General features: G+C 67.3%; 30 protein-coding genes and 1 tRNA gene. 10 read left to right on the forward strand and 21 right to left on the reverse strand.

Translation table 11 applies throughout. The features are described 5' to 3' along the window. Positions 1-13 precede the first annotated feature (13 nt). From ACE3OK_RS08940 to rplM, 5 genes are all read right to left on the reverse strand, one after another. Complete coding sequence (locus tag ACE3OK_RS08940; protein ID WP_374249183.1) at positions 14-1000, reverse strand: fumarylacetoacetate hydrolase family protein; 987 nt, start codon at positions 998-1000, stop codon at positions 14-16. Positions 1001-1048: 48 nt separating this feature from the next. Further along, positions 1049-1789 carry a 2OG-Fe dioxygenase family protein gene (locus tag ACE3OK_RS08945; protein ID WP_374249184.1) on the reverse strand — a complete coding sequence of 247 codons (741 nt, stop codon included), beginning with the start codon at positions 1787-1789 and terminating at the stop codon, positions 1049-1051. Positions 1790-1917: 128 nt separating this feature from the next. Then, positions 1918-1992: transfer RNA gene (locus ACE3OK_RS08950), tRNA-Gln, on the reverse strand. A gap of 24 nt (positions 1993-2016) precedes the next feature. Next, positions 2017-2409, reverse strand: coding sequence for a 30S ribosomal protein S9 (gene rpsI, locus ACE3OK_RS08955; RefSeq protein WP_374249185.1), 393 nt, complete (start codon positions 2407-2409; stop codon positions 2017-2019). A 12-nt stretch (positions 2410-2421) separates the two neighbouring features. Then, positions 2422-2850, reverse strand: a complete 429-nt coding sequence (rplM, locus tag ACE3OK_RS08960; protein WP_374249186.1) for a 50S ribosomal protein L13 — start codon at positions 2848-2850, stop codon at positions 2422-2424. A gap of 179 nt (positions 2851-3029) precedes the next feature. Here rplM and coq7 point away from each other — a divergent pair, with 179 nt between their 5' ends. After that, on the forward strand, positions 3030-3674 hold the full coding sequence (gene coq7, locus ACE3OK_RS08965) for a 2-polyprenyl-3-methyl-6-methoxy-1,4-benzoquinone monooxygenase (protein ID WP_374249187.1): 645 nt from the start codon (positions 3030-3032) through the stop codon (positions 3672-3674). Positions 3675-3761: 87 nt separating this feature from the next. Here the strand turns inward: coq7 and speD are convergent, their stop codons facing one another. Further along, positions 3762-4553 (reverse strand): adenosylmethionine decarboxylase, encoded by a 792-nt coding sequence (gene speD, locus ACE3OK_RS08970; RefSeq protein WP_374249188.1) that lies wholly within the window; start codon positions 4551-4553, stop codon positions 3762-3764. A 137-nt stretch (positions 4554-4690) separates the two neighbouring features. Here speD and crp point away from each other — a divergent pair, with 137 nt between their 5' ends. Beyond that, positions 4691-5371 (forward strand): cAMP-activated global transcriptional regulator CRP, encoded by a 681-nt coding sequence (gene crp / locus ACE3OK_RS08975; RefSeq protein ID WP_374249189.1) that lies wholly within the window; start codon positions 4691-4693, stop codon positions 5369-5371. A gap of 23 nt (positions 5372-5394) precedes the next feature. After that, positions 5395-5865, forward strand: a complete 471-nt coding sequence (locus tag ACE3OK_RS08980; protein ID WP_374249190.1) for a GNAT family N-acetyltransferase — start codon at positions 5395-5397, stop codon at positions 5863-5865. On the opposite strand, the gene ACE3OK_RS08985 is transcribed toward ACE3OK_RS08980, so the two are convergent. From ACE3OK_RS08985 to trpE, 9 genes are all read right to left on the reverse strand, one after another. Further along, positions 5857-6579 (reverse strand): haloacid dehalogenase-like hydrolase, encoded by a 723-nt coding sequence (locus ACE3OK_RS08985; protein ID WP_374249191.1) that lies wholly within the window; start codon positions 6577-6579, stop codon positions 5857-5859. The two genes, ACE3OK_RS08980 and ACE3OK_RS08985, sit on opposite strands and share 9 nt — an antisense overlap. Beyond that, entirely contained in the window at positions 6576-7364 is a 789-nt protein-coding gene (gene trpC, locus ACE3OK_RS08990) for an indole-3-glycerol phosphate synthase TrpC (protein ID WP_374249192.1), read from the reverse strand. The genes ACE3OK_RS08985 and trpC overlap by 4 nt, the downstream gene beginning before the upstream one ends. Next, positions 7361-8401 carry an anthranilate phosphoribosyltransferase gene (gene trpD, locus ACE3OK_RS08995; RefSeq protein ID WP_374249193.1) on the reverse strand — a complete coding sequence of 347 codons (1041 nt, stop codon included), beginning with the start codon at positions 8399-8401 and terminating at the stop codon, positions 7361-7363. Before trpD ends, trpC begins: the two co-directional genes overlap by 4 nt. Beyond that, positions 8398-8982 carry an aminodeoxychorismate/anthranilate synthase component II gene (locus tag ACE3OK_RS09000; RefSeq protein WP_374249194.1) on the reverse strand — a complete coding sequence of 195 codons (585 nt, stop codon included), beginning with the start codon at positions 8980-8982 and terminating at the stop codon, positions 8398-8400. The genes trpD and ACE3OK_RS09000 overlap by 4 nt, the downstream gene beginning before the upstream one ends. A 76-nt stretch (positions 8983-9058) precedes the next feature. Continuing rightward, positions 9059-10411, reverse strand: coding sequence for an ATP-binding protein (locus ACE3OK_RS09005; RefSeq protein ID WP_374249195.1), 1353 nt, complete (start codon positions 10409-10411; stop codon positions 9059-9061). After that, positions 10408-11085: a response regulator transcription factor gene (locus ACE3OK_RS09010; protein ID WP_374249196.1), complete on the reverse strand. Its 678-nt coding sequence runs from the start codon at positions 11083-11085 to the stop codon at positions 10408-10410. Before ACE3OK_RS09010 ends, ACE3OK_RS09005 begins: the two co-directional genes overlap by 4 nt. 124 nt (positions 11086-11209) lie before the next feature. Then, a complete protein-coding gene (locus ACE3OK_RS09015) occupies positions 11210-11449 on the reverse strand; it encodes a hypothetical protein (protein ID WP_374249197.1) in 240 nt (79 codons plus the stop codon). A 45-nt stretch (positions 11450-11494) separates the two neighbouring features. Beyond that, positions 11495-11713 carry a hypothetical protein gene (locus ACE3OK_RS09020; RefSeq protein WP_374249198.1) on the reverse strand — a complete coding sequence of 73 codons (219 nt, stop codon included), beginning with the start codon at positions 11711-11713 and terminating at the stop codon, positions 11495-11497. A gap of 120 nt (positions 11714-11833) precedes the next feature. Then, the gene (trpE, locus tag ACE3OK_RS09025; RefSeq protein WP_374249199.1) at positions 11834-13318 is read right to left on the reverse strand and encodes an anthranilate synthase component I; all 1485 of its coding nucleotides are present in this window, start codon (positions 13316-13318) and stop codon (positions 11834-11836) included. 551 nt (positions 13319-13869) lie between these two features. Between trpE and ACE3OK_RS09030 the strand changes: the two genes are divergently transcribed. Further along, positions 13870-14211, forward strand: a complete 342-nt coding sequence (locus ACE3OK_RS09030; RefSeq protein ID WP_374249200.1) for a VOC family protein — start codon at positions 13870-13872, stop codon at positions 14209-14211. A gap of 83 nt (positions 14212-14294) precedes the next feature. Here the strand turns inward: ACE3OK_RS09030 and rpe are convergent, their stop codons facing one another. Together rpe and ACE3OK_RS09040 are read right to left on the reverse strand one after the other, a co-directional pair. After that, on the reverse strand, positions 14295-14987 hold the full coding sequence (rpe, locus tag ACE3OK_RS09035) for a ribulose-phosphate 3-epimerase (RefSeq protein ID WP_374249201.1): 693 nt from the start codon (positions 14985-14987) through the stop codon (positions 14295-14297). Further along, complete coding sequence (locus tag ACE3OK_RS09040; protein WP_374249202.1) at positions 14984-15364, reverse strand: DnaJ family molecular chaperone; 381 nt, start codon at positions 15362-15364, stop codon at positions 14984-14986. The genes rpe and ACE3OK_RS09040 overlap by 4 nt, the downstream gene beginning before the upstream one ends. Before the next feature lie 74 nt (positions 15365-15438). Here ACE3OK_RS09040 and ACE3OK_RS09045 point away from each other — a divergent pair, with 74 nt between their 5' ends. The 3 genes from ACE3OK_RS09045 (at position 15439) to ACE3OK_RS09055 (ending at position 17832) form a co-directional block, all read left to right on the forward strand. Beyond that, on the forward strand, positions 15439-16335 hold the full coding sequence (locus ACE3OK_RS09045; protein ID WP_374249203.1) for a phosphoribosylaminoimidazolesuccinocarboxamide synthase: 897 nt from the start codon (positions 15439-15441) through the stop codon (positions 16333-16335). Positions 16336-16420: 85 nt separating this feature from the next. Next, a complete protein-coding gene (locus ACE3OK_RS09050) occupies positions 16421-16861 on the forward strand; it encodes a hypothetical protein (RefSeq protein ID WP_374249204.1) in 441 nt (146 codons plus the stop codon). 80 nt (positions 16862-16941) lie between these two features. Beyond that, positions 16942-17832, forward strand: coding sequence for a universal stress protein (locus tag ACE3OK_RS09055; RefSeq protein ID WP_374249205.1), 891 nt, complete (start codon positions 16942-16944; stop codon positions 17830-17832). Here ACE3OK_RS09055 and nhaA read toward each other — a convergent pair. The 3 genes from nhaA to hppD are packed head-to-tail and all read right to left on the reverse strand — an operon-like array spanning position 17829 to position 21468. Continuing rightward, positions 17829-19040 (reverse strand): Na+/H+ antiporter NhaA, encoded by a 1212-nt coding sequence (gene nhaA, locus ACE3OK_RS09060; RefSeq protein ID WP_374249206.1) that lies wholly within the window; start codon positions 19038-19040, stop codon positions 17829-17831. The two genes, ACE3OK_RS09055 and nhaA, sit on opposite strands and share 4 nt — an antisense overlap. A gap of 33 nt (positions 19041-19073) precedes the next feature. After that, a complete protein-coding gene (gene hmgA / locus ACE3OK_RS09065) occupies positions 19074-20369 on the reverse strand; it encodes a homogentisate 1,2-dioxygenase (protein ID WP_374249207.1) in 1296 nt (431 codons plus the stop codon). A gap of 1 nt (position 20370) precedes the next feature. Continuing rightward, positions 20371-21468: a 4-hydroxyphenylpyruvate dioxygenase gene (gene hppD / locus ACE3OK_RS09070; RefSeq protein ID WP_374249208.1), complete on the reverse strand. Its 1098-nt coding sequence runs from the start codon at positions 21466-21468 to the stop codon at positions 20371-20373. 84 nt (positions 21469-21552) lie between these two features. Between hppD and ACE3OK_RS09075 the strand changes: the two genes are divergently transcribed. Beyond that, positions 21553-22026: a MarR family winged helix-turn-helix transcriptional regulator gene (locus tag ACE3OK_RS09075; RefSeq protein ID WP_374249209.1), complete on the forward strand. Its 474-nt coding sequence runs from the start codon at positions 21553-21555 to the stop codon at positions 22024-22026. Positions 22027-22112: 86 nt separating this feature from the next. On the opposite strand, the gene ACE3OK_RS09080 is transcribed toward ACE3OK_RS09075, so the two are convergent. After that, positions 22113-23615, reverse strand: coding sequence for a peptide MFS transporter (locus tag ACE3OK_RS09080; protein WP_374249210.1), 1503 nt, complete (start codon positions 23613-23615; stop codon positions 22113-22115). A 333-nt stretch (positions 23616-23948) separates the two neighbouring features. Between ACE3OK_RS09080 and pdhA the strand changes: the two genes are divergently transcribed. Both pdhA and ACE3OK_RS09090 read left to right on the forward strand, forming a co-directional pair. Further along, a complete protein-coding gene (gene pdhA, locus ACE3OK_RS09085; RefSeq protein WP_374249211.1) occupies positions 23949-25022 on the forward strand; it encodes a pyruvate dehydrogenase (acetyl-transferring) E1 component subunit alpha in 1074 nt (357 codons plus the stop codon). Then, complete coding sequence (locus tag ACE3OK_RS09090) at positions 25019-26005, forward strand: alpha-ketoacid dehydrogenase subunit beta (protein ID WP_374249212.1); 987 nt, start codon at positions 25019-25021, stop codon at positions 26003-26005. The genes pdhA and ACE3OK_RS09090 overlap by 4 nt, the downstream gene beginning before the upstream one ends. Positions 26006-26007: the final 2 nt, after the last annotated feature.

The raw sequence follows: 26007 nt of genomic DNA on the forward strand, positions 1-26007 counted from the left end.
TTGCCCGCCCGCGTCAAACCGCCTGCCGCTCGATCCGCTGCTCGATCGCACCGAACACGCTGCGACCCTCACCGTCCAGCATCTCGATCCGCACCTGATCGCCAAAGACCATGAACGGCGTGCTGGGCTTGCCGTCGCGCAGGGTTTCCACCGTGCGCCGTTCGGCGAAGCAGGACGCCCCCAGCGTGGTGTCCTGGTTGGCCACCGTGCCGGACCCGACCAGCGTGCCGGCCGACAACGGGCGGGTCTTGGCGGCGTGCGCCACCAGCTGGGCGAAATTGAACTGCATGTCCACGCCTGCTTCCGGCGCACCGAACCATTCGCCATTGACGTGGGTGAGCATCGGCAGGTGCACCTTGCAGTCACGCCAGGCTTCACCCAGTTCGTCGGGGGTGACGAACACCGGGCCCAGCGTGCTGCGCGGCTTGGATTGCAGGAAACCGAAACCCTTGGCCAGTTCCGGCGGGATCAGGTTGCGCAGCGAGACGTCGTTGATGATCCCGACCAGCTGGATGTGGCCGGCGGCCTGTTCCGGCGTGACCGCCATCGGCACGTCGTCGGTGACGATCACCACTTCGGCCTCCAGGTCGATGCCGTAATCCTCGCTGACCACCTTGACCGGGTCGCGCGGGCCACTGAAACCGGCGCTGACCGCCTGGTACATCAACGGATCGACGTAGAAGCTTTCCGGCACCTGCGCGCCACGGGCGCGGCGCACGCGCTCGACGTGCGGCAGGTAGGCGCTGCCGTCGACGAATTCATAGGCCCGCGGCAGCGGCGCGGCCAGTGCGTGCATGTCGAGATCGAACGCAGTGGCGACGGTGCCGGCGTTCAAGTCTTCGTACAAGGCGTTCAAGCGCGGCGCAGCGGCTTCCCAGTCTTCCAGCGCCTGCTGCAGGGTGCCGGCGATCCCGGTGGCGCGCACCGCGCGCGACAAATCACGCGACACCACGATCAGGGTGCCGTCGCGCCCGCCTTCCTTCAGAGAACCCAGCTTCATTCCGACCTCGCGCGCATTCGCATGTTGGTTGCAATTGTAATCAATGCCTCAGTCCCCGAGGAACCCCGCCGCGCGGAACGTCAGCACCAAGGTGTCGCGATGGCCGCCCCGGGCATCGAGGGGCTGGATCGGGGTGGATTCGTGGATCACCCGCGCATCGTCCATCAGCAGCAACGACCACGGCTCGGCCAGGGTGAAACGCTGCCCCTCCGGCCCCTGCGCGGCGAACACCCGGGTCTCGCCGCCCTTGATGGCATGGCGTGCCACCAGCAGCACGGCGACGAAATCCACGCCGTCGCGATGCGCGCCTTCCGGCGTGGGCCGGCCCACCCCATCGCTGGTGTCGATGCGGAACTGGTGCGCCTCCACGTGCCAGCGCACGACGTCGGGCCGCTGGCGCGAGCAGGCACCGGCCAGCGCCAGCACCAGTGCCGGCCACGCTGGCTGCGCCAGGGTGGAGGCGTCGATCGGCGCGAACCAGCGCTGCATCCCGCCGTGCAGCGCGTTGTATTCCACCGGCTGGTAGTGCATCCGGTGCGGCACCGGATGCACGACGCCGGCCGCGACGATGCAGCAGGCATGCCGGCGCTTGCGGTAGCGGCCACCATCCTTGAGGTACTCGTCCGCGCGCAGATCCTCCCAACTGGGCAACAGCGCATCGAAATCGGTGCGCGCCACGCCTGCCAGCGCGGCCACCGACGCGGCATCCAGCACCACAAACCCGCGTGCCTGCAGGGCGGCATCCAGCCCATCCAGCGGCGTCCGCGGTGCGGGAAACAAGGCAACCATCGGGCTCTCCACGCGGCCTTTCCACAACCGCAGGCCGCATTCTCGCACCGTCGTGCATCGCGCAAAACAAAACCCGCCTTGCGGCGGGGCTCACAAAACAAAACCCGCCTTGCGGCGGGTTTCGAAGATGGCAGCCCCGGATGGATTCGAACCACCGAATGCCTGAGTCAGAGTCAGGTGCCTTACCGCTTGGCGACGGGGCTATGCAGCGGATTGTAGCGCGATGCTTAGCGCTTGGAGAACTGGGTGGCGCGGCGGGCCTTGTGCAGACCGACCTTCTTGCGCTCCACTTCGCGGGCGTCGCGGGTCATGAAGCCGGCCTTGCGCAGCTCGGTCTTCAGGGTTTCGTCGTACTCCACCAGCGCACGGGCGATGCCCAGGCGAATGGCACCGGCCTGGCCGGTGGTGCCGCCGCCGGTGGTGGTGACCAGGATGTCGAAGCTCTCGGTGTTCTTGGTCAGCTCGAGCGGCTGGCGCACGATCATGCGCGCGGTCTCGCGGCCGAAGAACTCATCCAGCGGACGGTCATTGACGGTGATGTTGCCGCTGCCCTTGCGCAGGAACACGCGAGCAGTGGAGGACTTGCGGCGGCCGGTGCCGTAATTCTGGGAAATAGCCATGATGGTCTGACCTTAGAGTTCGAGCGGCTGCGGCTGCTGGGCGGCATGCGGGTGCTCGGCACCGGCATACACCTTGAGCTTGCGATACATCTGGCGACCCAACGGGCCCTTCGGCAGCATGCCCTTGACCGCGATTTCGATCACGCGCTCCGGGTGGCGCTCCAGCGCCTGTGCCAGCGATTCGGTCTTCAGGTTGCCGATGTAACCGGTGAACCGGTGGTACATCTTGTCCTGCATCTTCTTGCCGGTCACCGTGATCCTGTCGGCATTGATCACGACCAGATAATCGCCGGTGTCGACGTGCGGGGTGAACACGGGCTTGTGCTTGCCGCGCAGGCGATAGGCCAGTGCTGCGGCCAGACGACCCAGGGTCTTGCCCTCGGCGTCGACGACGTACCAGTCACGCTGGACGGTCTCGTTCTTGGCGATGAAAGTTTTCATGACGAACTCTGTTGGGGGTACCTGGTCGGGCTGGTTCGCGGATGCGAACGACGCCTCGCGTTGTTTTCCCCGCACCCGGCATGCAGCCACGGACGCGAAAGAGGCGGAATCATACACGGCTTGTGTCGGCCGGCGCAAGCCGTGGCCGGTTCGCCCCGGCAACCGCCTAGAATGCGCGCATGGACACCTTGCGCCGCCTGACCCCGCTGGACCGCCTGCTGGACGCCGCCCAGAACGCCCTGATGACGGTCGCCGGCACGCCCCGCGCCGAACGCCCCAACCCCGGCCGGCAGGTGCCCGACGCCGCGCTGGACGCGCCCGAACGCCGCCACGCCGCCGGCCTGATGCGGATCAACCATGTCGGCGAGGTCTGCGCGCAGGCGCTGTACATCGGCCAGGCGGCGGTGGCCCGCGATGCCGCCACCCGCGCGCACCTGCTGGAAGCGGCGCAGGAGGAAACCGACCACCTGGCGTGGTGCGCCGACCGGCTGCGCGAACTGGATGCCCGCCCCAGCCTGCTCAACCCGCTGTGGTATGCCGGCAGCTGCGCGATCGGGCTGGCCGCCGGGCTGCGTGGCGACGGCTGGAATCTCGGGTTCGTGGTCGAAACCGAGCGGCAGGTGGAAGCCCACCTGGAAGAACACCTGCAATCGCTGCCGGAGGCCGATGCGCGCAGCCGGGCGATCCTGTCGGTGATGAAGGACGACGAAGCGCGCCATGCCGACAACGCGCTGGCGGCGGGGGCGCGCATTTTGCCTCCGCCGATTCCGACGGTGATGGCGGGGATGTCAAAGGTGATGAAAGCGGTGGCGTACCGGGTTTGAGCTGCCCCGCCTTCCGTCGCCCCACCATTGCGCTCGATTCAATGAAAAAGCCGGCTTGCGCCGGCTTTTTCATGTCGTCAGATGGCGTCAATCAACCAGGTTGCGGCCGTGGTAGAGCTCCTCGATCTCGCGCTTGAGCCGCGCCTCGATTTTCATGCGCTCCTTGAACGACAGGTTGCGCGCCTTCTCCTCGAACAGGTACTGGTCGAGATCGAAGTCCTTCAGGTGCATCTTGGTGTGGAACAGGTTTTCCTGGTAGACGTTCACATCCAGCATTTCGTAGCGCGACCGGATGTTCTTGGCCAGGTAGTCCTGGATCGAATTGATCTTGTGGTCGATGAAGTACTTCTTGCCCTTCACGTCACGGGTGAAGCCGCGCACGCGGTAGTCCATCACCACGATGTCGGACTCCAGCGACTCGATCAGGTAGTTCAGCGCCTTCAGCGGCGAGATCACGCCGCAGGTGGACACGTCGATGTCGGCGCGGAACGTCGCGATGCCGTTGTCCGGGTGGGTCTCCGGATAGGTGTGCACGGTGATGTGCGACTTATCGAGGTGCGCGACCACCGCGTCGGAGATCACGCCCTTGGCATCCGCCTTGTCGATGACCGGCTGCTCGGAGATCAGGATCGTCACCGATGCGCCCTGCGGGTCGTAGTCCTGGCGGGCGATGTTGAGGATGTTCGCGCCGATGATCTCCGCCACGTCGGTGAGGATCTGGGTGAGGCGGTCGGCGTTGTATTCCTCGTCGATGTACTCGATATAGCGCCTGCGCTCATCCTCCGACGCGGCGTAGCACACGTCGTAGATGTTGAAGGACAGCGACTTGGTGAGGTTGTTGAAGCCCTGAAGCTTCAGGCGCGGCAGCGGCTTGACCACGGCATTGGATCCAGCGGGAACGGGACAGGGCGGCGATTATGCGGCAAAGCGCCGGCCGGTGCGCCCCCATGACTCCCGGGAGTTTGCCGATGGTCACGGATCGGCCTAAGCTCTGGCATCCACAGTCGGCCCGATGAATGAGCAGCACCTTCCCCAAACCCGCCTTGCAGCGACCGTCCAATCCGTTGGGTGCCGATCCGGCCACCATCGAGCGGTTCATCGCCAACTGCCACCGCCGCAAGTACCCGGCCCGCACCGAGGTGTTCCACCCCGGTGACCCCGCCGGCACCTTGTACTACATCATTTCCGGCTCGGTCAGCATCATCGCCCGCGAGGACGACGGCCGCGAGCTGGTGCTGGGCTACATCGGCTCCGGCGAATTCGTCGGCGAGATGGGCCTGTTCGTGCAGAACGACCAGCGTGGCGTGGCGCTGCGCACCCGCACCGTCTGCGAGCTGGCCGAGATCAGCTACGAGCGCCTGCTGACCCTGTTGACCGCGCAGGCCAACGACGCCACCCGTCTGCTGCATTCGATCGGCGCGCAGATCAGCCAGCGCCTGCTGGACACCAGCCGCAAGGCCGGCCGGCTGGCGTTCCTGGATGTCTCCGACCGCATCTACCGCACCCTGTTCGACCTCGCCAAGGAGCCCGAAGCCATGTCGCATCCGCTGGGCACCCAGCTGCGGGTATCGCGGCAGGAGCTGGCGCGGCTGGTGGGCTGCTCGCGCGAGATGGCCGGGCGGGTACTGAAGAAATTGCAGGTGGACGGCAAGCTGCACGCCCGCGGCAAGACCGTGGTGGTCTACGGCACCCGCTAGCCACTGAACGAGGAGTTTCACGCATGGGCCACGCCTTCTCCCCCGGACATCCGGCCCTGGACGTGGACCTGCGCAACGCGGTGCTGGCCGACGCCGACGACGTGGCCCGCCTGCTGGCGGAGCTGGGCTACCCCTGCGAACTTTCCGATGCCTCCGAGCGCATCAGCACGATCCTCGCCAACGACCGTCAGGCGCTGGTGGTGGCCCGCCGCAACGGCGCGGTCTGCGGGCTGGTGGCGCTGGATTTCATGTACTACCTGCCGCTGGGCACCACCACTTGCCGCGTCACCGCACTGGTGGTCACGACCAGCGCGCAGGGCATGGGCATCGGCCGCCACCTGCTGAAGGAAGCCGAACGCCGCGCACGCAGTGGTGGTGCCGCGCGCATCGAACTGACCTCCGGCGCGCAACGCACCGAAGCGCATGCGTTCTACCTGGCCTGCGGCTACAGCGGCAGCTCGGTGCGCTTCGTCAAGGCGCTGGGTTCAGCCTGAGCCTTCCCCGGCGCGACCGGGGCAGCCCCAGTTGAGGATCGGCGTGCCGGCTGGCAGCACGCGCCGGAACAGCGCCACCCGCCGTGCCTTCGGGTTCACCACCACCGGCCTTTCGGCCGCCCGCAGCAGCGGCAGGTCCGCACTGCTGTCGGAATAGGCGAACGCCACCGGCCGGGTGTAGCCGGCAGCGCGCAGCATCGTCATCTTCATCGCGTGATGGCAGTGCTGCCGCACGCCCATGCCGCCAAGCTTCGGCCCCAGCGCGGTGCCAATCACCGGCACGCCGTCTTGCGCCGCAAACGCCAAAATCGCCCGCGCCAGTTCTGGTGGCGCGCCGGTGGCCACCAGCACGCGATCACCGGCTTCGCGATGCTTGCGAAACACCGCCAGCGCCACCGGCAGCAGGCGGGCCCGAATGGTTTGCACATGGGTGGCGACATACTCGTCGATCAGCGCATCCAGCGCGGCGCGGTCGCGCACGCCCAGCGTGCCCACCCAGACGAACACCGAAATGCCCGCGCGCCGGGTAGGCAGGAACGCCACCAACGGCCCCGCCACCGGCGCCACCAGCAATGCCAGGATGCGTCGCCACCACGCGCGCTCGATCAGCCACTTGAACAGGTGGCTGCCGGAATCGCCGTCGTACAGGGTGTGGTCGAAATCGAACACCACCAGCGGCGCATCGCTGGCCGGCGCCGGGCATGCCTGACTCATGCAAACAACTCGCGCAAGGCATCCCCCGGCTCGGGCTGGCGCATGAACGCCTCGCCGACCAGGAAGGCGTGCACGCCGGCCTCGCGCATCAGCGCCACGTCGGCGGGTGCCAGGATGCCGCTCTCGGTGACCAGCAGGCGATCCACCGGCACCATCGCCTTCAGGTCCAGCGTGGTCTGCAGCGACACATCGAAGGTCTTGAGGTTGCGATTGTTGATGCCCAGCAGCCGCGCCGGTACCGGCAACGCACGTTCCAGCTCGTCCAGGTCGTGCACTTCCAGCAGCACGTCCATGCCCAGCTCCGCCGCGATGAAGGCGAACTCGGACAACTGCGCATCGTCCAGCGCGGCGGCGATCAGCAGCACGCAGTCGGCACCCAGCACGCGCGCTTCGTATAGTTGATATGGATCGACGATGAAGTCCTTGCGCAGCACCGGCAGCGCGCAAGCCGCGCGCGCCTGCTGCAGGTAGGCGTCGCTGCCCTGGAAGAAGTCGACGTCGGTCAGCACCGACAGGCAGGCCGCGCCGCCAGCCCCGTAGCTGCGGGCGATCGCGGCCGGGTCGAAGTCGGCGCGGATCACGCCCTTCGACGGACTGGCCTTCTTCACCTCGGCGATCACCGCCGGCTGGCCGGCCGCGATCTTCGCGGCGACGGCATCGGCGAAGCCGCGCAGCGGCGGCGCGCTGGCGGCGCGGGTCTTCAGCTCGAACAGCGAGGCTTGCTCGCGGCGGGCGGCCACTTCTTCGTGCTTGCGGCGCAGGATGGTGTCGAGGATGGTGCTCATGCGCCTGTTTCCGCCAAGTCCCGGGTGGTTGCCACGTAGCGATCCAGCGTTGCCCGCGCCGAGCCATCGGCCAGCACCTTGCGCGCACGCGCGATGCCGTCACCGATGTCCTCGGCCACGCCGGCCGCGTACAGCGCCGCACCGGCGTTGTAGGCCACGATCTCGCGCGGCAAGCCCTCGCGGTTGTCCAGCGCCTCCAGCAGCATGGCTTTCGACTCGGTCGCGTCGGCCACCTGCAAATTGCGGCTGTGCGCCATCGCGATGCCGAAATCCTCCGGGTGCAGCTCGTATTCGCGCACCACGCCATCGCGCAGCTCGCCCACCAGGGTGCCCGCACCCAGCGACAGCTCGTCCATGCCGTCGCGCCCCCACACCACCAGTGCGCGCTGCGCGCCCAGCTCCTGCAACACGCGCACCTGGATGCCGACCAGATCGGGATGGAACACGCCCATCAGGGTATTCGGCGCGCCCGCCGGGTTGGTCAGCGGCCCGAGAATGTTGAACAGGGTGCGCACGCCCAGTTCCTTGCGCACGGGCGCCACGGCCTTCATCGCCGGATGGTGCAGCGGTGCGTACATGAAGCCGACACCGCAACGGTCGATGCAGGCACTCACCTGCTCCGGCTGCAATTCGATGCGCGCGCCCAGGGCTTCCAGCACGTCGGCGCTGCCGGATTTCGAGGACACGCTGCGGCCGCCGTGCTTGGCCACTTTCGCGCCGGCGGCCGCCGCCACGAACATCGCCGCGGTGGAAATGTTGAAGGTGTGCGCGCCGTCGCCGCCGGTGCCGACGATATCCACCATGTACCGACGATCGGCCACCACCACCGGGCGCGCGAATTCGCGCATCACGCTGGCGGCCGCCGCGATCTCGCCCACGGTTTCCTTCTTCACCCGCAACCCGGTGAGGATGGCGGCGGTCAGCGCCGGGCTGACCTCGCCGCGCATGATCCGGCGCATCAGCTCGACCATTTCGTCGAAGAAAATTTCGCGATGCTCGATCGCGCGTTGCAGGGCTTCTTGCGGAGTGATGCTCATGCGATGCGGTCGAGGAAGTTCTTCAGCATGGCGTGGCCGTGCCGGGTGAGGATGGATTCGGGATGGAACTGCACGCCTTCCACCGGATGCTCGCGATGGCGCAGGCCCATCAGCTCTTCCACGCTGCCGTCGTCGTTCTCGGTCCACGCGGTCACTTCCAGGCAGTCGGGCACGCTGGTTTTTTCCACCACCAGCGAGTGGTAGCGGGTGGCTTCGAATGGCGTCGGCAGCCCGGCGAACACGCCCTTGCCCGTGTGATGGATGGGCGAGGTCTTGCCGTGCATGATCCTGCCCGCCCGCACCACCTGGCCGCCGTAGACCTGCCCCAGCGCCTGATAGCCCAGGCACACGCCGAAGATGGGGATGCGCGGGCCCAGTTCACGCAGCACGTCCAACGACACGCCGGCCTCGTTGGGCGTGCACGGGCCGGGCGAGATCACGATCCCGCTGGGTGCCAGCGCCTCGATCTGCGCCACCGTGAGCGCATCGTTGCGCTCCACCCGCACGTCGGCACCCAGCTCTTGCAGGTATTGCACGAGGTTGAAGGTGAAGCTGTCGTAGTTGTCGAGCATCAAAAGCATGGCGACCAGCGCCCGGCTGGGCGGCGTGCGGGGAGGCTGCGCAGGATACCGCAAGCCCACACCCGGCCATCGGCACTCACGGCAATGGCAACATAACCCACACGCGCAGGCCGGGGGCGTTGTCCTGCAACTCCACGCGGCCGCCGTGGTGGCGCACGATGGCCTGCACCAGGCTCAGGCCCAGCCCCACACCGGGCGAGCCGCGGTGGGTTTCCAGACGCTGGAAGCGGTCGAACACGCGAACGCGCTCGCTGGCCGGGATGCCGGGGCCGCTGTCGGCCACCGTCAGCGCCACCCCGGCCTCCGCCGGCACCAGCGCCACATCCACCTCGCTGCCTGCCGGTGCGTACTTGAGCGCGTTGTCGAGCAGGTTGACCACCATCTGGAAGAGCTGGTCGCGATCCCCGCGCATGCTTGCATCCTGCAACCGCGCCAGGATGCGAATGCCGCGCTCGGCGGCGATCGGCGCATACATCTCCACCGCATCGGCCACCAGCTCGCGCAGCGCCAGCACCCCGACCGCATCATCCAGCGGCTGCGCCTCGATCTTCGCCAGGCGCAACAGCGCGCCGAAGGCCTGCAGCAACTGGTCGGTCTCCGCCAGTGCGCGCTCCAGCTTGTGCTGGGCGACGGGGTCATGGACGTCGTGGCGCACGCCTTCCAGCCGATTGCGCAGCCGCGTCAGCGGCGTGCGCAGGTCGTGCGCGATGTGGTCGGTGGCATGGCGCACCCCGGCCAGCAGTTCCTCGATGCGGTCGAGCATGGCATTGAAGCGATGTGCCATCAGGTCGAAGGCATCGCCGCTGTGGTCCAGCGGCACACGCAAGCCCAGCTCGCCGCCGCCCACGCCGGCCACCGTGGCATCCAGCGCACGCAAGCGGCGCGCCACCCAGCGCGAGGTCAACCAGCCCACCAGGGCCCCCAGGCTGGCCGCCACCAGCAGCGACAGCAGCGCCGCACGCTGCATCAATTCCAGCAGCCGGTCCTGCGCCTGCAGGCGTTGTCCGGTCAGCAACCACTCGCCATCCCCCAGCACCTGCATGTACGCCACCACGCGCTCGGTCTGGCCCTCTTCCGGTGCCTGCTCGGCGAATTCCACCCAGCGCCCGCGCACGCCGGGACGCCGCGCATCCGGCATGCGCCCGATCAGCGCAACACCATCGGCAGCCACCAGGGCATAGACCGCATCCGGGTCACCGTCGTCGCGCAGGCGGCTTTGCAGCTCGGCCAGCAACGCGGCATGGCCGCCCTCGTGCCAGGTATCCACCAACGTCACCGCGTCGGCCCGCACCAGTTCGCGCGCATCCTGCAACAACAGGGTGGACACCGCGAGATACACGCCGCCACCGATCAGCACGAACGCGGCAAGGAACAAACCCATCACGACCAACGCCAGCCGCGTGCTGGTGGAGGGCAACAGGCGCTTCATTCGTCCAGCCGGTAACCGGCCCCACGCACCGTGTGCAGCATGGGCTTGGCGAAACCGTGGTCGATCTTCTGCCGCAGGCGGCTGATGTGCACGTCGATGACGTTGGTCTGCGGGTCGAAATGGTAGTCCCACACCGCCTCCAGCAGCATGGTGCGGGTGACCACCTGGCCGGCATGCCGCATCAGGTATTCCAGCAGGCGGTACTCGCGCGGCTGCAATTCGATCCGGCGGCCCTCGCGCCGCGCCTCGCGGGACAGCAGGTCAAGCTCCAGTTCGCCCACTTGCAGGCGGGTGGGCTCGCGCTCGCCGCCGCCGCGCCCGCGCCGCACGATGCCGTCCAGCCGTGCGCTCAACTCGGCATAGGCGAAGGGTTTGACCAGATAGTCGTCGGCCCCGGCACGCAGGCCCTCGACGCGGTGATCGGTATCACCCAGCGCGGTCAGCAGCAGCACCGGCAGCGGGTTGCCCGCGCCGCGCAGGGTGCGCAGCAGGGTCAGGCCGTCCAGCCCGGGCAACATGCGATCCAGTACCACCGCATCGAACGGCTCGGTACTGGCCAGGAACAAGCCCTGCTTGCCGTCGGCGGCCTGATCCACCGTGTGCCCGTCTTCGCGCAGGCCCTTGGCGATGAAGGCGGCGGTGTGGGCATCGTCTTCCACCAGCAGGATGCGCATGAAACCTCCCGTGTTCCCAAAAAAGCATACCCCGCAGGCGTACCTGCGGGGTATGTCTCGCGTGGCGGGCGGCAGGACGGCTTGCGAGGAGCGGCCGGCCCGGGATTTGCCCGCTGGCGAAGGCTTACTTCTTGGCGCCATCCGCAGCCGGGGCGGCTGCCTTGGCGGCACCCTTGTGGTGCCGGTGGTGCTTGCGGTGGTGCTTCTTGTGCTTGGCGGGCGCGGCAGCGGTGGCCGCCGGGGCGGCGCTGGTGGCCGGCTGGGCCGGGGTGGCCTGGGCGGGGGTGGCCGGCACGGCAGCAACGGCGGCACCGGTCAGGGCGGTCAGGGCAACGGCGAGCAAGGACTTGCGAACGGTATTCATGGCGATTCTCTCGGGTCTGTGGAAGGAAGGTTCGGTGCTGCGGGATTACTTCTTGGCCGGGGCGGCAGCGGCAGCCTTGGCGGCCGGCTTGGCCGCCGGCTTCATGGCCTTCGCGTCCTTGGCCTTGGCGGGGGCAGCCGCCTTGGCGGGGGCAGCGGCCGGCGTGGCGGTGGTGCTGGCCGGGGCGGCCGGGGTGGCGGCCACGGCGGCGCCGGCCAATGCGGCCAGGGCAACGGCAAACAGGGACTTGCTGATGGTGTTCATGACGATTCCTCTCCAGGGTCGTGTTCGGTGGGGCTTATCCCCATCGCAAGTACAGACTGCGCCGACACCCTTCACCCCGGGATGGCCGGAGCATGAAGAATCGTTAATGTGCAGGCAGCGCTACAGCCCCTGTGCCGCCTGCGCCACCGCGCGGAACAGCGCGCGGCCCTTGTTCATGGTTTCGTCCCACTCTTTTTGCGGGTCGGAATCGAACACGATGCCGGCACCGGCCTGCACGTGCAGGCGGCCGTGCTGGATCACGGCGGTGCGGATGGCGATCGCGGTGTCGGCATCGCCGTGCCAGCCGATGTAGCCGATGGCACCGGCATACACATTGCGCTTGACCGGCTCCAGTTCGCGGATGATTTCCAGCGCGCGGATCTTGGGCGCACCGGAGACGGTGCCGGCGGGAAAGGTGGCACGCAGCACGTCGGCGTAGCTCAGGCCGTCCTGCAACTGGCCCGTCACTTCGCTGACGATGTGCATGACATGGCTGTAGCGTTCGATCACGAACTGCTCGCCCACTTCCACCGTGCCCGCCTGCGACACGCGGCCGGCATCGTTGCGGCCCAGGTCGATCAGCATCAGGTGTTCGGCGCGCTCTTTCGGGTCCGCCAGCAATTCGGCTTCCAGCGCCAGATCGTCTGCCACCGTCTTGCCGCGCGGACGGGTGCCGGCGATCGGGCGCACCGTCACCTTGCCCTGCTGCTGGCGCACCAGGATCTCCGGCGAGGAGCCCACCACCTGGGTTTCGCCGACGTCGAGGAAATACATGTACGGCGACGGGTTCAGCGCGCGCAGTGCGCGGTAGACATCCACCGGACGGGCGTGGAACGGCACGCTCATGCGCTGGCTCAGCACCACCTGGAAGGCATCTCCGGCGCGGATGTAGTCCTGCACTTTTTCCACCGCGGCGATGAAGCCTTCGCGGGTGAAGCCACTGACGAAATCGGCTTCGTCCAGCGCCGCCGGTTGCAGGGTTTCCGGATACGGCGCGCCGCCGTGGCGCAGCCGGTGCGCCAGCGCGTCCAGTTGCCGATTGGCGCGCGCCCACGCCTGTGGCTGGTGCGGGTCGGCGTGCACGATCAGGTACAACCGGCCTTTCAGGTTGTCGAATACCGCCAGCGCATCGCTGCGCATCAGCAGGATGTCGGGCGTGCCCAGCTCGTCCGGCTTCGGGTTGGCCGCCAGCCGCGGCTCGATGTATTCGATGCACTCGAAGCCGAACCAGCCCACCAGCCCGCCGGTGAAACCGGGCAGGCCGGCGATTTCCGGCACGTTGTGCATCGCCCGCAGGCGTTCGACTTCGGCCAGTGGGTCGGCCACGGTGCGGGTCTCGATGATGTCCCCATGCTCGCGCACCGCCAGCGTGTGGCCACGGAATTCATACACCGTGCGCGCCGGCAGGCCGATGATCGAATAGCGACCGAAGCGCTCGCCTCCTTCCACCGATTCGAACAGGTAGGTGTGCGGGCCGTCGGCCAGCTTCAGGTAGACGGACAGCGGCGTATCGAGGTCCGACAATACCTCGCGCACCACCGGCACGAGGTTGAAGCCGTCAGCGGCGTACTGGTTGAACTGGGCGTGCGTGGTCACAAGCGACATCCTTCGGAATGGACAAGCGGACGAGAGCGGCGGCATTGCCACGCCACCATCGCCAGCCATGCACATTCGTGGGAATCGCCCGGTTCATGCGCCTAGCCTAACCGCAGGCCCGCAACCCGTGCAACGCGCGCAGATGACGTTTCGTCATGCCACTGTCACCCACCGCCCGGAACATGGAAGGCCATCGCAGGGACGAAGGACGGGCAGGACGCCCAACCATTCCGCGGCCACCGCACACGCGGCGGCGGCCGCAGCAACCAGGCTCCAACCAGGCTTTGCCCGTGCCGCGCCGGGCGCAACGCGCGGCAACCATCACCGCACTGCCGCGCCTGTCGGTGATGCGGACAGGACGATGGGATTGCACAGCCCGCGCCATGATGCCGTCCAGATGGGCACGCGCCGCGCTGGCGACGCGCGCGGTCATGGCGGCCCTCCAGCGGCCCGGGCCAGGCCGCAGGCCTGCGCCACCCGACGGCCGGCGGTGATGCTGGCCTGAAGGCAGCTTCGGTGGCACCCTGAGTGCGTGTGATGACGCCCGTCAGGAGGGCAGCGTGGCCAGACCCAATTTCATCGAACTGCCGACGCGCGATCTCGTGGCAAGCCGGGCGTTTTTCGAATCGGTGTTCGGGATGCAGATGACCGATTTCGGGCCTTCGTACGCATGCACGCTCACCGGCGACGTGGACGTCGGGCTACAGGCCGATCCGCAGGAGTCGACCCGTGCCCCTCTGCCGGTCATTGCAGTGGAGGACCTGGAAGCCGTCTACGCGGCGGTCACGGCAAGCGGCGCACGCATCACGAAGCCCATCTTCGGTTTCCCGGGTGGCCGCAGGTTCCAGTTCCTGGACCCCGGCGGCAACGAATTGGCGGCCATGCAGCCAGACGGGTCATGAGTGGCGGCGCATTCACGCAGTGAACACATGCCGGCCAGTGGCTTGCAGGGATCGCCGCGACGGCGGTGTTGCCGCCGCCCGCTTCAGCGTACCGCCGCCACCGCCTGTTTCATGCCACGGATGATCCCGGCGTAGTCGGGCTTGCCGAAGATCGCGCTGCCGGCCACGAAGGTGTCGGCACCGGCCCGGGCGATCTCGGCGATGTTGTCGGGCTTCACGCCGCCGTCGATCTCCAGGCGAACCGGGCGGCCGCGGGCGTCGATCATGGCGCGCACCTTGCGCAGCTGCTTCAGCGCGGAGGGGATGAACGACTGCCCGCCGAAGCCGGGGTTCACCGACATCAGCAGCACGTAGTCGATCTCGTCCAGCATCGTGTCCAGCACGTCCAGCGAGCTGGCGGGGTTGAACACCAGGCCGGCCTGGCAGCCCTTCGACTTGATCAGCTGCACGCTGCGGTGGACGTGTTTGCTGGCCTCGGGATGAAAGCTAATGTGGCTGGCACCGGCGTCGGCGAACATCGGGATCAATCCGTCCACCGGCTCCACCATCAAGTGCACGTCGATCGGCGCGGTGACGCCATGTTTGCGCAGCGCCTCACAGACCAGCGGGCCGATGGTGAGGTTGGGGACGTAGTGGTTGTCCATCACGTCGAAATGCACCCAGTCGGCACCGGCGGCCAGCACGTTGTCCACTTCTTCGCCCAACCGGGCGAAATTGGCGGACAGGATGGACGGGGCGATCACCGTGTCTTGCAGCAGGGTGGCTTGCGTGCTCATTTCTTCCTCAACTTCTGGATGCGGTCATAGGCGGCGTTGATCTCGCGCGACTTGGTTTCGGCGAGCTTCTGCAATTCCGGCGCGGCGCCGGCCACGCGGTCGGGGTGGTATTGCGCCATCAGCTTGCGGTAGGCGCGGTCGAGCTCGGCATTGCTGGCGTTTTCCGGCAAGCCGAACACGCGATAGGCCCAATCCACGTCGGCATCCCCGGAAGGGCTGTCCGCGCGCTCTTGCGGCGCTGCCGGACGGCGCGGGGAGGAAAACGCATCATGGTCGAAGGCGTAGCCCACCAGCAGGCCGATGAAGCCGCCCACCGGGTGCCGCAGCAGCAGGAAGCCGGCGATGAACCCCAGGAATTGTCCGTACCAGCGTCGCATCCGCGCAGTGTACAGGGCAGCCGGGGCCGGCCGGCCTTAAACTAAGCCCCCCCTTCCCGCCCCTTGCCCTGCCCATGGCCACCACCCTGCTCCAGTCCGACCTGCCCGGCCTGCACCTGATCCACCGCGGCAAGGTCCGCGACGTGTTCGACCTCGGCGACGGCCACCTGCTGATGGTGGCCACCGATCGTCTTTCCGCGTTCGACGTGGTGCTGCCCGACCCGATCCCCGGCAAGGGCGAGATGCTGTGCCAGATCAGCAATTTCTGGTTCGACAAGACCGCCCACATCATCGCCAACCACCTGACCGGCATCGATGTCGCCTCGGTACTGCCGGCCGGCGTGGACGCGGCGCTGTACGCCCGGCGCGCGGTGGTGACCAAGAAGCTCAAGCCCGTGCCGGTGGAATGCATCGCCCGCGGCTACATCATCGGCAGCGGCTGGAAGGACTACCAGCGCAGCGGCGCGATCAGCGGCATTGCCCTGCCCGCCGGCCTGCAACAGGCGGAAAAATTGGCCGAACCGATCTTCACGCCCTCCACCAAGGCGGCGGTGGGCGACCATGACGAGAACATCGATTTCGCCACTGCGGTCAACCTGGTGGGCCGCGAGCAGGCCGAAGCGGTGCGCGATGCCACGCTGGCGATCTACAGCTTCGCGCGCGACTACGCCGCACAGCGCGGCATCATCCTGGCCGACACCAAATTCGAATTCGGCACCGACGCCGACGGCAAGCTGCACGTGATGGATGAAATGTTGACGCCGGATTCTTCCCGCTACTGGCCGGCCAGCGAATATGCCGTCGGCACCAGCCCGCCCAGCTACGACAAGCAGTTCGTGCGCGACTACCTGGAAACGCTCGACTGGAACAAGACCGCCCCCGGCCCGAAGCTGCCGGCCGAAGTCATCGAAAAAACCCGCGCCAAATACGCCGAGGCGCTGCAAAAGCTGGCCGGGATCGACGTCGGCTGAAGCCACGGGACCGCCGGTGGTCGATGGCCGCAACCATCGACGATAGTTGATGCATTCATTTACCGAACCGCCAGAAGGAAAATCCATGTCCCGTGAAAGCATTTCGCCCATCCAGGGCTTCGCTGCCATCCTGCTTGGCCTGTTCGTGACCCTCGGCGGCATCGGCGGCTGCATGTGGGGCCTGCCGCAGTACAAGGTCTACAAGCAGGAAATGGCCGGGCGCGCCATCCTGGCGGAAGCCGAAAGCAGCCGGCAGGTCGCCATCCTCGAGGCCAAGGCCAAGAGGGAGGCAGCCATCTCGCTGGCTGCTGCCGAGGTTGAGCGGGCCAAGGGCGTGGCAGCAGCCAACAAGATCATCGGTGACTCCCTGCACAACAACGAGGACTACCTGCGCTACCTGTTCGTGAACGGGCTGGAGCACACCAGCAACCAGGTCATCTACGTGCCCACGGAAACGAATCTCCCCATCCTGGAGGCGTCGCGCAAAATACAGGCTGCCGCCGCGCCCCAATCGCCTGCACGGTAAGAGCTGCGGATTTCCCCGGGGAGTCGCAATCGTGCCCCCGGCTTCGTAGACTGCAAGCTGGCCTTTCACGCAGTGCCGCCATGCCTGTCCCCGCGAAGCCGTCCGCGATCCTGCTTGCCACCGACCTGTCCGCCCGTTCCGATCGCGCACAGGCGCGGGCGGTGCAGTTGGCCCGCCACTGGCAGGCCCGGCTGGTGGTGGCGGTGGCCACCTCCACCGATGCCAGCTTCAGCCTGCCCAATGCCTATCAGGAGCCCGACGCCCCGGCGGATGCACCCGCGCCGGAGTCGCCGCTGGCCTACGTGGAGCGACTGGCGCAGCGGGAGCTGGCCGATGCCGGCGTGCCGGTCGAGATTCATGTCGAAGCGGGTGCCCCCGGTGCGGTGGCGGCGGCCATTGCCAGCCGCTGCGGCTGCGGCCTGATCGTCACCGGCAGCTCGCGCAGCGATGCGGTGATGCGGCTGGATCCGGGATCCACCCTGCGCTGGCTGGCCCGCCATGCCAGCGTGCCGGTGCTGGCCGTGCAGCAACGCACCCGCGCCGCCTACCAGTCCGTGACCATGGCCAGTGACTTCTCCCCGGCCGCCGATGCCGCCCTGCGGCTGGTGGCGGGCTGGTTCGCGGATGCGTCTTCGCGCACCCTGCTGCATGGCTACGCGGTGCCGCTGGCCACGCTGGCCCTGCCCGATGCCGCGCGTGGCGATGCATTGGCGGTGCTACATGACCAAGCCCGTCGCGATGCCGATGCGCAACTGCTGCGCGCATTGGATGCAACCACGGGCTGGACGCCGGAAGTCCGCGCCGGCGGCCCCATCCGGCTGCTGCGCGAGCATGCGCGCGAAGCCGGCACCGAACTCACCGTGATCGCCTCGCACGGCCGCACCGCCCTGATGGACAAGCTGATGGGCAGCGTGGCCGAGCGCCTGCTGGAAACCGTGGGCACCGACCTGCTGCTGGTGCGTCCGCGCTAGTCGCCGCCACGCGCGCGCGGCAGTACCGCACGCAGCCACAGCAGGCCCGCCACCGCCGCCAGCACCGATGCGGCCAGCACGCCCAGCACGCTCTCCGCGTACGGCAGCGGCCGCGCGGTGAACGCCAGGTTGGCGATGAACAGGCTCATGGTGAAGCCGATGCCGCACAGCAGGCCCAGCCCCAGCATCGCCCGCAGGTCCATGCCCGCGGGGAAGCGCGCCCAGCCCGCCGCACGCAGCACCAGCGCCGCGCCGACGACGCCCACCGGCTTGCCCAGAAACAGGCCCAGCGCAATCCCCAGCGGCAGCGGTACCAGCAGGTCATGCAACCGCACGCCCCCCAACGCCAACCCGGCATTGACGAAAGCAAACAGCGGCAGGATCGCGAACGCCACCCACGGATGCAGGGCGTGCTCCAGCGTTTCCAGCGGCGAATGCTCGATGGCGTCGTCGATCGCATTGCCGCGGTCGTAATGCGGAATCAGCAAACCCGTCACCACGCCGGCCAAGGTGGCGTGCACGCCGGATTTCAACACCAGCGCCCACAGCAGCACGCCCAAGCCCAGGTAGGGCCACAGCCGCGTGACCTTGCGCCGGTTCAGCACGGCCATCAGCAGCGCCACCCCCACAGCCCCGGCCAGCGCCCCCCACTGCAAGCCCTGCGCATAGAACAGCGCGATGATGAGGATGGCGATCAGGTCATCGGCCACCGCAATGGTGGAGAGCAGCAACTTCATGCCCTGCGGCACCCGCGTGCCCAGCAGGGCCAGCACGCCGAGCGCAAACGCGATGTCGGTGGCGGTGGGCACCGCCCAGCCGCGCATCGCCAGCGCATCGTGCCGATTCATGGCCGTGAACGCCAACGCCGGCAGCGCCACCCCCGCCACCGCGCACACCACCGGCAGCAGCAACTGGCTGCGGCTGGCCAACTGCCCGGACACCACCTCGCGCTTGATCTCCAGCGCCACCAGCAGGAAGAACACCGCCATCAGGCCGTCGTTGACCCACCAATGCAGCGACTTGCCCCAGGCCCCATTGCCCAGCGGGGTGTCGCGGAACAGCACATAGGCATGCGCCCACGGCGAATTGGCGGCCAGCAGCGCCAGAACCGCCGCCGCGATCAGCACCAGTCCGGCGGCGGCTTCCAGCCGGAAGAATTCTGCGAATACGCGCTGCGCACGCGCGAGGACGGAAGGCGATGCGCTCATTGCGCGCCAGTATAGGGGCGCAATGGCACCGGCTCAGCCCTGTGCGTGGAACAGCTTGCGCAACCCCATCCAGCACTCCGGGTAGTCCTGTTGCAGATGCGGTGCGGCCATCGCCTGCGCCACCGGGCGGATCACGCCACGGGTTTCGAACATGAAGGCCAGGGTGTCTTCAAGGTAGTCCGGCTTGCCGGTATCCGCATTGCTGGCCTTTTCGAAGGTGGCCGCATCCGGGCCATGGCCGGTCATGCAGTTGTGCAGCGAGCAACCCCCCGGGGCGAAGCCTTCGGCCTTGGCGTCGTACACGCCCTGCACCAGCCCCATGAATTCGCTGGCGACGTTGCGGTGGAACCACGGCGGGCGGAAGGTGTCCTGCATGGCGAGGATGCGCGGCGCGAACACCGCGAAGTCCACGCTGCTGGTGCCGGGGGTGTCGCTGGGCGAATGCAGCACCAGGAAGATCGACGGGTCGGGATGGTCGTAGCTGATCGAACCGATCACGTTGAAGCGGCGCAGATCGTACTTGTACGGCGCGTAGTTGCCGTGCCAGCCCACTACGTCCAGCGGCGAATGATCGATGTCGGCCCGCCACAGGTGGCCCTGGAACTTGGTCAGCAATTCGAAGTCGCCTTCCACGTCCTCGAACGCCGCCTGCGGATACTGGAAATCGCGCGGGTTGGCCAGCCCGTTGCTGCCGATCGGGCCGAGGTCGGGCAACTTGAACAACGCGCCGAAGTTCTCGCAGACATAGCCGCGCGCCTGGCCGTCGGGCAGCGTCACCCGGTAGCGGATGCCGCGCGGGATCACCGCGATCTCCTGCGGCTCGACATCCAGCACGCCCAACTCGGTTTCGATGTGCAACCGTCCCTGCTGCGGCACGATCAGGAATTCACCATCGGCATTGCAGAACCAGCGTCCCTGCATGTCGCGGTTGGCGGCATACAGGTGGATGCCCAGGCCGGTGCCGGCCTCCGGGCCGCCGTTGCCGGCCATGGTGTACAGGCCTTCGATGAAATCGGTGCCGGCCTCGGGCAGCGGCATCGGATCCCAGCGCAACTTTTCCGGCGTGACCGGGCCAACGCCGAAATCGTTGTGGAAGCGCGCCTGCGCGAACGGCTGGAACCTGCCATGCATCGCCGCCGGGCGAATGCGGTACAGCCAACTGCGGCGATTGCTGTGGCGCGGCGCGGTGAACGCGGTGCCGGTCAGCTGTTCGGCATACAGTCCCAGCGGCGCGCGCTGCGGCGAATTGCGCCCCACCGGCAACGCGCCGGGCAGCGCCTCGCTGGCGAACTCGTTGCCGAAGCCGGTCTGGTAGCCACGGGCGTCCATCTCACAGCACCCCGCGGCGCATCTGGTCGCGCTCGATGCTCTCGAACAGCGCCTGGAAATTGCCCTCGCCGAAGCCTTCATTGCCCTTGCGCTGGATGATCTCGAAGAAGATCGGCCCCAGCGCGTTCTGGGTGAATATCTGCAACAGCTTGCGCTGCTTGGTCTCCGGGTCGGCGTCGATCAGGATGCTGTTTTTGCGCAGGCGCGCCAGGTCTTCGCCATGGTTGGGGATGCGCTGGTCCACCACGTCGAAATAGGTGTCCGGCGTGTCCAGGAACTCGATCCCGGCGGCGTGCATCTTCTCCACCGTGTCGTAGATGTCATCGGTGAAGCAGGCGATGTGCTGGATGCCCTCGCCCTTGTACTGGTCGAGGTATTCGTTGATCTGCGACTTCGGGTCCGAGGATTCGTTCAAGGGGATGCGCACCATGCCGTCCGGTGCGGTCATCGCGCGCGACAACAAGCCGGTCTTGGCACCCTTGATGTCGAAGTAGCGGATCTCGCGGAAGTTGAACAGGCGCTCGTAGTAGTCCGACCACTTCGCCATGTTGCCCTGGAACAGGTTGTGGGTGAGGTGGTCGATGAAGGTCAGCCCGAAGCCCTTGGGCATTTTCTCCGCACCCGGCAGCCATTCGTAATCCGGGTCGTGGATGGTGCCCGCGTTGTCGTAGCGGTCCACCAGATACAGCATGCAGCCGCCGATGCCCTGGATCACCGGCGCGGCCACCGCCTTGCTCAGCTCGTCACGGGCGTCGAACGCCTCGGCACCGTTCTTCAGCGCCTGCACGCGCACCCACTCCGCCAGCTTGTTGAAGCGGATCGCGAAACCGCAGGCGGACGGGCCGTGCTGCGCGGCGAAACGGGCGGCGAACGAATCCGGGTCTTCGTTGATCAGGAAGGTGCAATCCCCCTGCCGGTAGGTATGGATCGGGCGGGTCTTGTGGCGCGCCACCTGCACGAAGCCCATCTTGCGGAAGTAATCGTGCAGATGCCCCTGCTGCTCCTGCGGGGCGGAATATTCGACGAACTCGAAACCGTCGATGCCCATCGGGTTGTCAAAGGTGGTCGGCTGCATGCCAAGATTGGGGGACGCGCTCATGGTGGAACTCCATCGACACCGGGAAGCCGCATTCTATAGTTGCAATTGCAACCATCTCAAGTGCCCCCCGACCTCGCCCCCGCCATGCCCAACCACACCCAGCTCGAACTCCAGAACTTCCTGCCCTACCGCCTCAGCGTGCTGTCCAACCGCGCCTCGGACGCGATCGCACGCGAGTACTCGCAACGTTTCGCGCTGAGCGTGACCGAGTGGCGGGTGATGGCGGTGCTGGGGCGGTATCCGGGCCTGTCGGCCAACCAGGTGGCGCAGCGCACCGCGATGGACAAGGTGGCGGTGAGCCGCGCGGTGGCGAAGCTGCTGGAATCGGGCCGCCTGCTGCGCGAGTTCGACGAGGACGACCGCCGCCGTTCGGTGCTGAAACTGTCCGAAGCAGGGCTGGCGGTGTACGACCAGATCGTGCCGCTGGCGCTGGGCTTCGAACGCCAGTTGCTGGCCGACATGGACGCCACCGAACGCAGCCTGCTGTTCCGCCTGCTGGACCGGCTGGACGAACTGGAGCTGCGGGCGGAAACCGGCAACACCCACGCCACCGCTTGAAGCCGGCCGCGGGCACGCCCTGCCGCAAAACGGGAAACGGCGACCTCGCGGCCGCCGTTTCCTTCATCCGTACCGCAGCCGGCGCGTCACTTCACGCCGTGCATCAGCTTCTGCACCAACGGCGCGATCAGGAACAGCAGCGCGCCGGCGATCATCAGGATCCAGAAGCCCTGCGTGTAGGCCCCCAACGCGGAGGTCGTGGTCATGCCGGAATCGCCGCTGGCCTCGCCGGCGAACATGCCGGCCAGGTTGTTGCCGATCGCGATCGACAGGAACCATGCCCCCATCGCGAAACCGGTGAGGCGCGCCGGTGCCAGCTTGGTGGTCATCGACAGGCCGATCGGCGACAGGCACAGCTCGCCGATGGACTGGATCCAGTACACCGCGAACAAGGTCCAGAACGGGATCTTGCCGGCGTCGTTGACCAGGTCCTTCAACGCGAACATCAGCAGCAGGAACGCCAGCCCGTTGAAGATCAGGCCGAGGCTGAACTTGCGCGGGATGGTCGGGTTGGCCTTGCCCATCTTCACCCAGATCCACGCGATGATCGGCGCCAGCACGATGATGGCCACCGAGTTCACCGACTGGAACCAGGCATTCGGGAAGGTCATGAAGCCCAGCTCGCGGTCGACGATCTGGTCGGCGAGGAAGGTGAAGCTGCTGCCGGCCTGCTCGAAGAAGCACCAGAAGAACACGTTGAAGGCCAGGATGATCAGCATCGCCAGCACCTTGTCGCGCTGCACCGTGCCCTCGCGCACACCCTCGACCGCCAGCATGATCGCCGGCACCACCAGGCAGGCGATCAGGATCCAGTTGAGCACGCTGGCGTCGATGCTGAGCAGGAAGAAGAACAGCGGGATGCCCACCGCCAGGCTGGCCACGATCACCAACGCCAACCGGCTGCTGCTGGTCTGCGCGCCTTCCGCGGCACCGATGCCCTGCAACTGCGCACGCCCGAACCAGAACCACAGGAAGCTCAGCACCATGCCCACGCCGGAGGCGATGAACACCACCTTGTAGGCCGGCATGCCGTCCTGGCCGAACACCTGCTGCGCCAGGAACTGGGTGATGATCGGCGAGATCATCGCGCCGAGGTTGATGCCCATGTAGAAGATGGTGAACCCGGAATCGCGGCGCTCATCACCCTGCCGGTAGATCTTGCCCACCAGGGTGGAGATGATCGGCTTGAACATGCCGTTGCCGACGATGATCGTGGCCAGGCCGAACTTGAACAGCGGCTCGGTGGGGGAGGCCAGCAGGAACAGCCCCGCGCCCATGATCAATGCGCCGGTGAGGATCGACCGCTGGTAGCCGATCAACTTGTCGGCGATGTAGCCGCCGAAGATCGCCGCCGCGTACACCAGCGCGAGATACGCGCCGTACAGGTGGCTGGCTTCCTTCTGCCCGGCGGGGTCGCCGTTCTTGAACTGGGCCACGATGTACAACACCATCGCCCAGCGGATGCCGTAGAACGCGAAGCGCTCCCAGAATTCGGTCATGAACAGCATCCACAACGGCTTGGGATGGCCCATCACCTGCTTGAATTCGGGGAGCATCCCCGGCGTTGCTTTTTCTGCGGCTCCGCTCATGCGGGGTCCCCATCTGATGTGTGTGGTAGGAAATGGCGCGTCGAACCGTCCGCTGCGAACGCGGAGCCGGGCGAGGATGGCGGAGAACGCGGGGCCGCGTCAAACCCGAGGTGATGTCGCACCGCAACAATCCGGCGCCCCGCGTGCGCAGCCCGCGCACGCGCTGCGGAGGCTTGCAGGGTGGTGGCGCCACGCGGCATTCGCGCGATTTTCGCATAGCGCGCGCGGGTTGGCGCTGATGGCGATCAACCATGCTGCAATGCCGCACTGCGCAACGGCGCGCGACGGTCGCGGCAGTATCATGGAGTAATTGCTCCAACGCACAAGGCACCCATGACCACTGCGGCCAGATTCGAAATCGAGTTCCTGCAATACCTCAAGCCGGACGGCACCTTGAACGGCCCGCTGCCGCCCGCCGTTCCCGACAATGACCTGCTGGTGGCCATTTTCAGGAAGATGCTGTTCCTGCGCACCTTCGACGGCAAGGCCATCGCCCTGCAACGTACCGGCAAACTGGGCACCTATGCCGCTTGTCTCGGCCATGAAGCCACCCACATCGGCATCGGCGCGCTGATGCGCCCGGAAGACGTGTTCGCACCCAGCTACCGCGAATACGGCGCGCAGTTCGAGCGCGGCGTGCAACCGCGCAACGTGCTGCTGTACTGGGGCGGCGACGAACGCGGTAACGTGTTCGAAGGCCCGAAGAACGACTATCCGTGGTGCGTGCCGATTTCCACCCAGATGCTGATGGCGTCGGGCGCGGCACTGTCGTTCAAGCTGCGCAAGCAGGCACGCGTGGCGGTGGCGGTGTGCGGCGACGGCGGCAGCTCGAAGACCGACTTCTACGCCGCCGTGAACTCGGCCGGCGCCTACAAGCTGCCGCTGGTGCTGTGCGTGGTCAACAACGGCTGGGCGATCAGCGTGCCGCGTGCCGCGCAGACCGGCGCGGAAACGCTGGCGCAAAAAGGCCTGGCCGGCGGCCTGCATTGCCTGCAGGTGGACGGCAACGACCTGGTGGCGGTGCTGGAAGCCATGCGCCGCGCGCTGGAGCTGGCGCGCAGCGGCGGCGGCGGCAGCGTGATCGAGTTCCTCACCTACCGCCTGCACGACCACACCACCGCCGACGACGCCCGTCGCTATCGCGGCGAGGACGAAGTGAAGGCGGCGTGGGAAAAAGAGCCCTTCATTCGCCTGCGCACCTACCTGACCGCCCAGAAGCTGTGGGACGACGCGCAGGAAAAAGCCTGGATCGAGGAGTGTTCCAAGAAAGTGGACGAGGAAATCAACGCCTACCTGAACACCCCGGTGCAGCCGGTGGAAGCGATGTTCGATTATCTCTACGCGGAGCTGCCGGAGGACCTGCGGGCGCAACGGGCCGAAGCCATCGCGCGGGAGGGCCGGGCATGAGCGCGCAACCCATCACTCTGATCGAGGCGATCACCCAGGCGCTGGCCTTCGAGCTGCGCAAGGACGAGTCCGTGGTGGTGCTGGGCGAAGACGTCGGCGTCAACGGCGGCGTGTTCCGCGCCACCGCCGGTCTGTCGGCGCAGTTCGGCCCCGAACGCATCCTCGACACTCCGCTGGACGAAACCACCATCGCCGGCCTCACCGTCGGCATGGCCAGCCAGGGCATGCGCCCGGTGGCGGAAGCCCAGTTCGACGGCTTCGTCTACCCGATGGTGGACTTCATCATTTGCCACGCCGCGCGCATGCGCTACCGCACCCGCGGCCGGCTGACCTGCCCGATGGTGCTGCGGGTGCCGTGGGGCGGTGGCATCCGCGCGCCGGAACACCATTCCGAAGCCAACGAAGCCATCTTCACCAACGTGCCCGGCCTGCGGGTGGTGATGCCGAGCTCCCCGCAGCGCGCCTACGGCCTGCTGCTGGCCGCGATCCGCGACCCGGACCCGGTCATCTACATGGAGCCCAAGCGCATCTACCGGCAGTACAAGGAGCTGGTGCCGGACGACGGCGAAGCACTGCCGCTGGACGTGTGCTACGTGCTGCGTGACGGCAGCGATGTCACGCTGGTGAGCTGGGGCGCGCAGGTCAAGGAAACCCTGGAAGCCGCCGACGCGCTGGCGAAAGAAGGCATCAGCGCGGAAGTGATCGACGTCGCCACCCTGACCCCGCTGGACTTCCCGACGATCGCCGAAAGCGTGGCCAAGACCGGCCGCTGCGTGATCGTGCACGAGGCCGCCAAGACCGCGGGCTTCGGTGCGGAAATCGCCGCCCGGGTGGCCGAGGAATGCCTGTTCGACCTGCTGGCACCGGTCGAGCGCGTGACCGGCTACGACACCCACATTCCGCTGTTCCGGCTGGAAATGAAATACCTGCCGAGCACCGACAAGATCGTCGCCGCCGCCAAGCGTGCGATGGCGTATTCGTAAAG

This window comes from Thermomonas sp. (assembly GCF_041905325.1).
GTDB lineage: Bacteria > Pseudomonadota > Gammaproteobacteria > Xanthomonadales > Xanthomonadaceae > Thermomonas.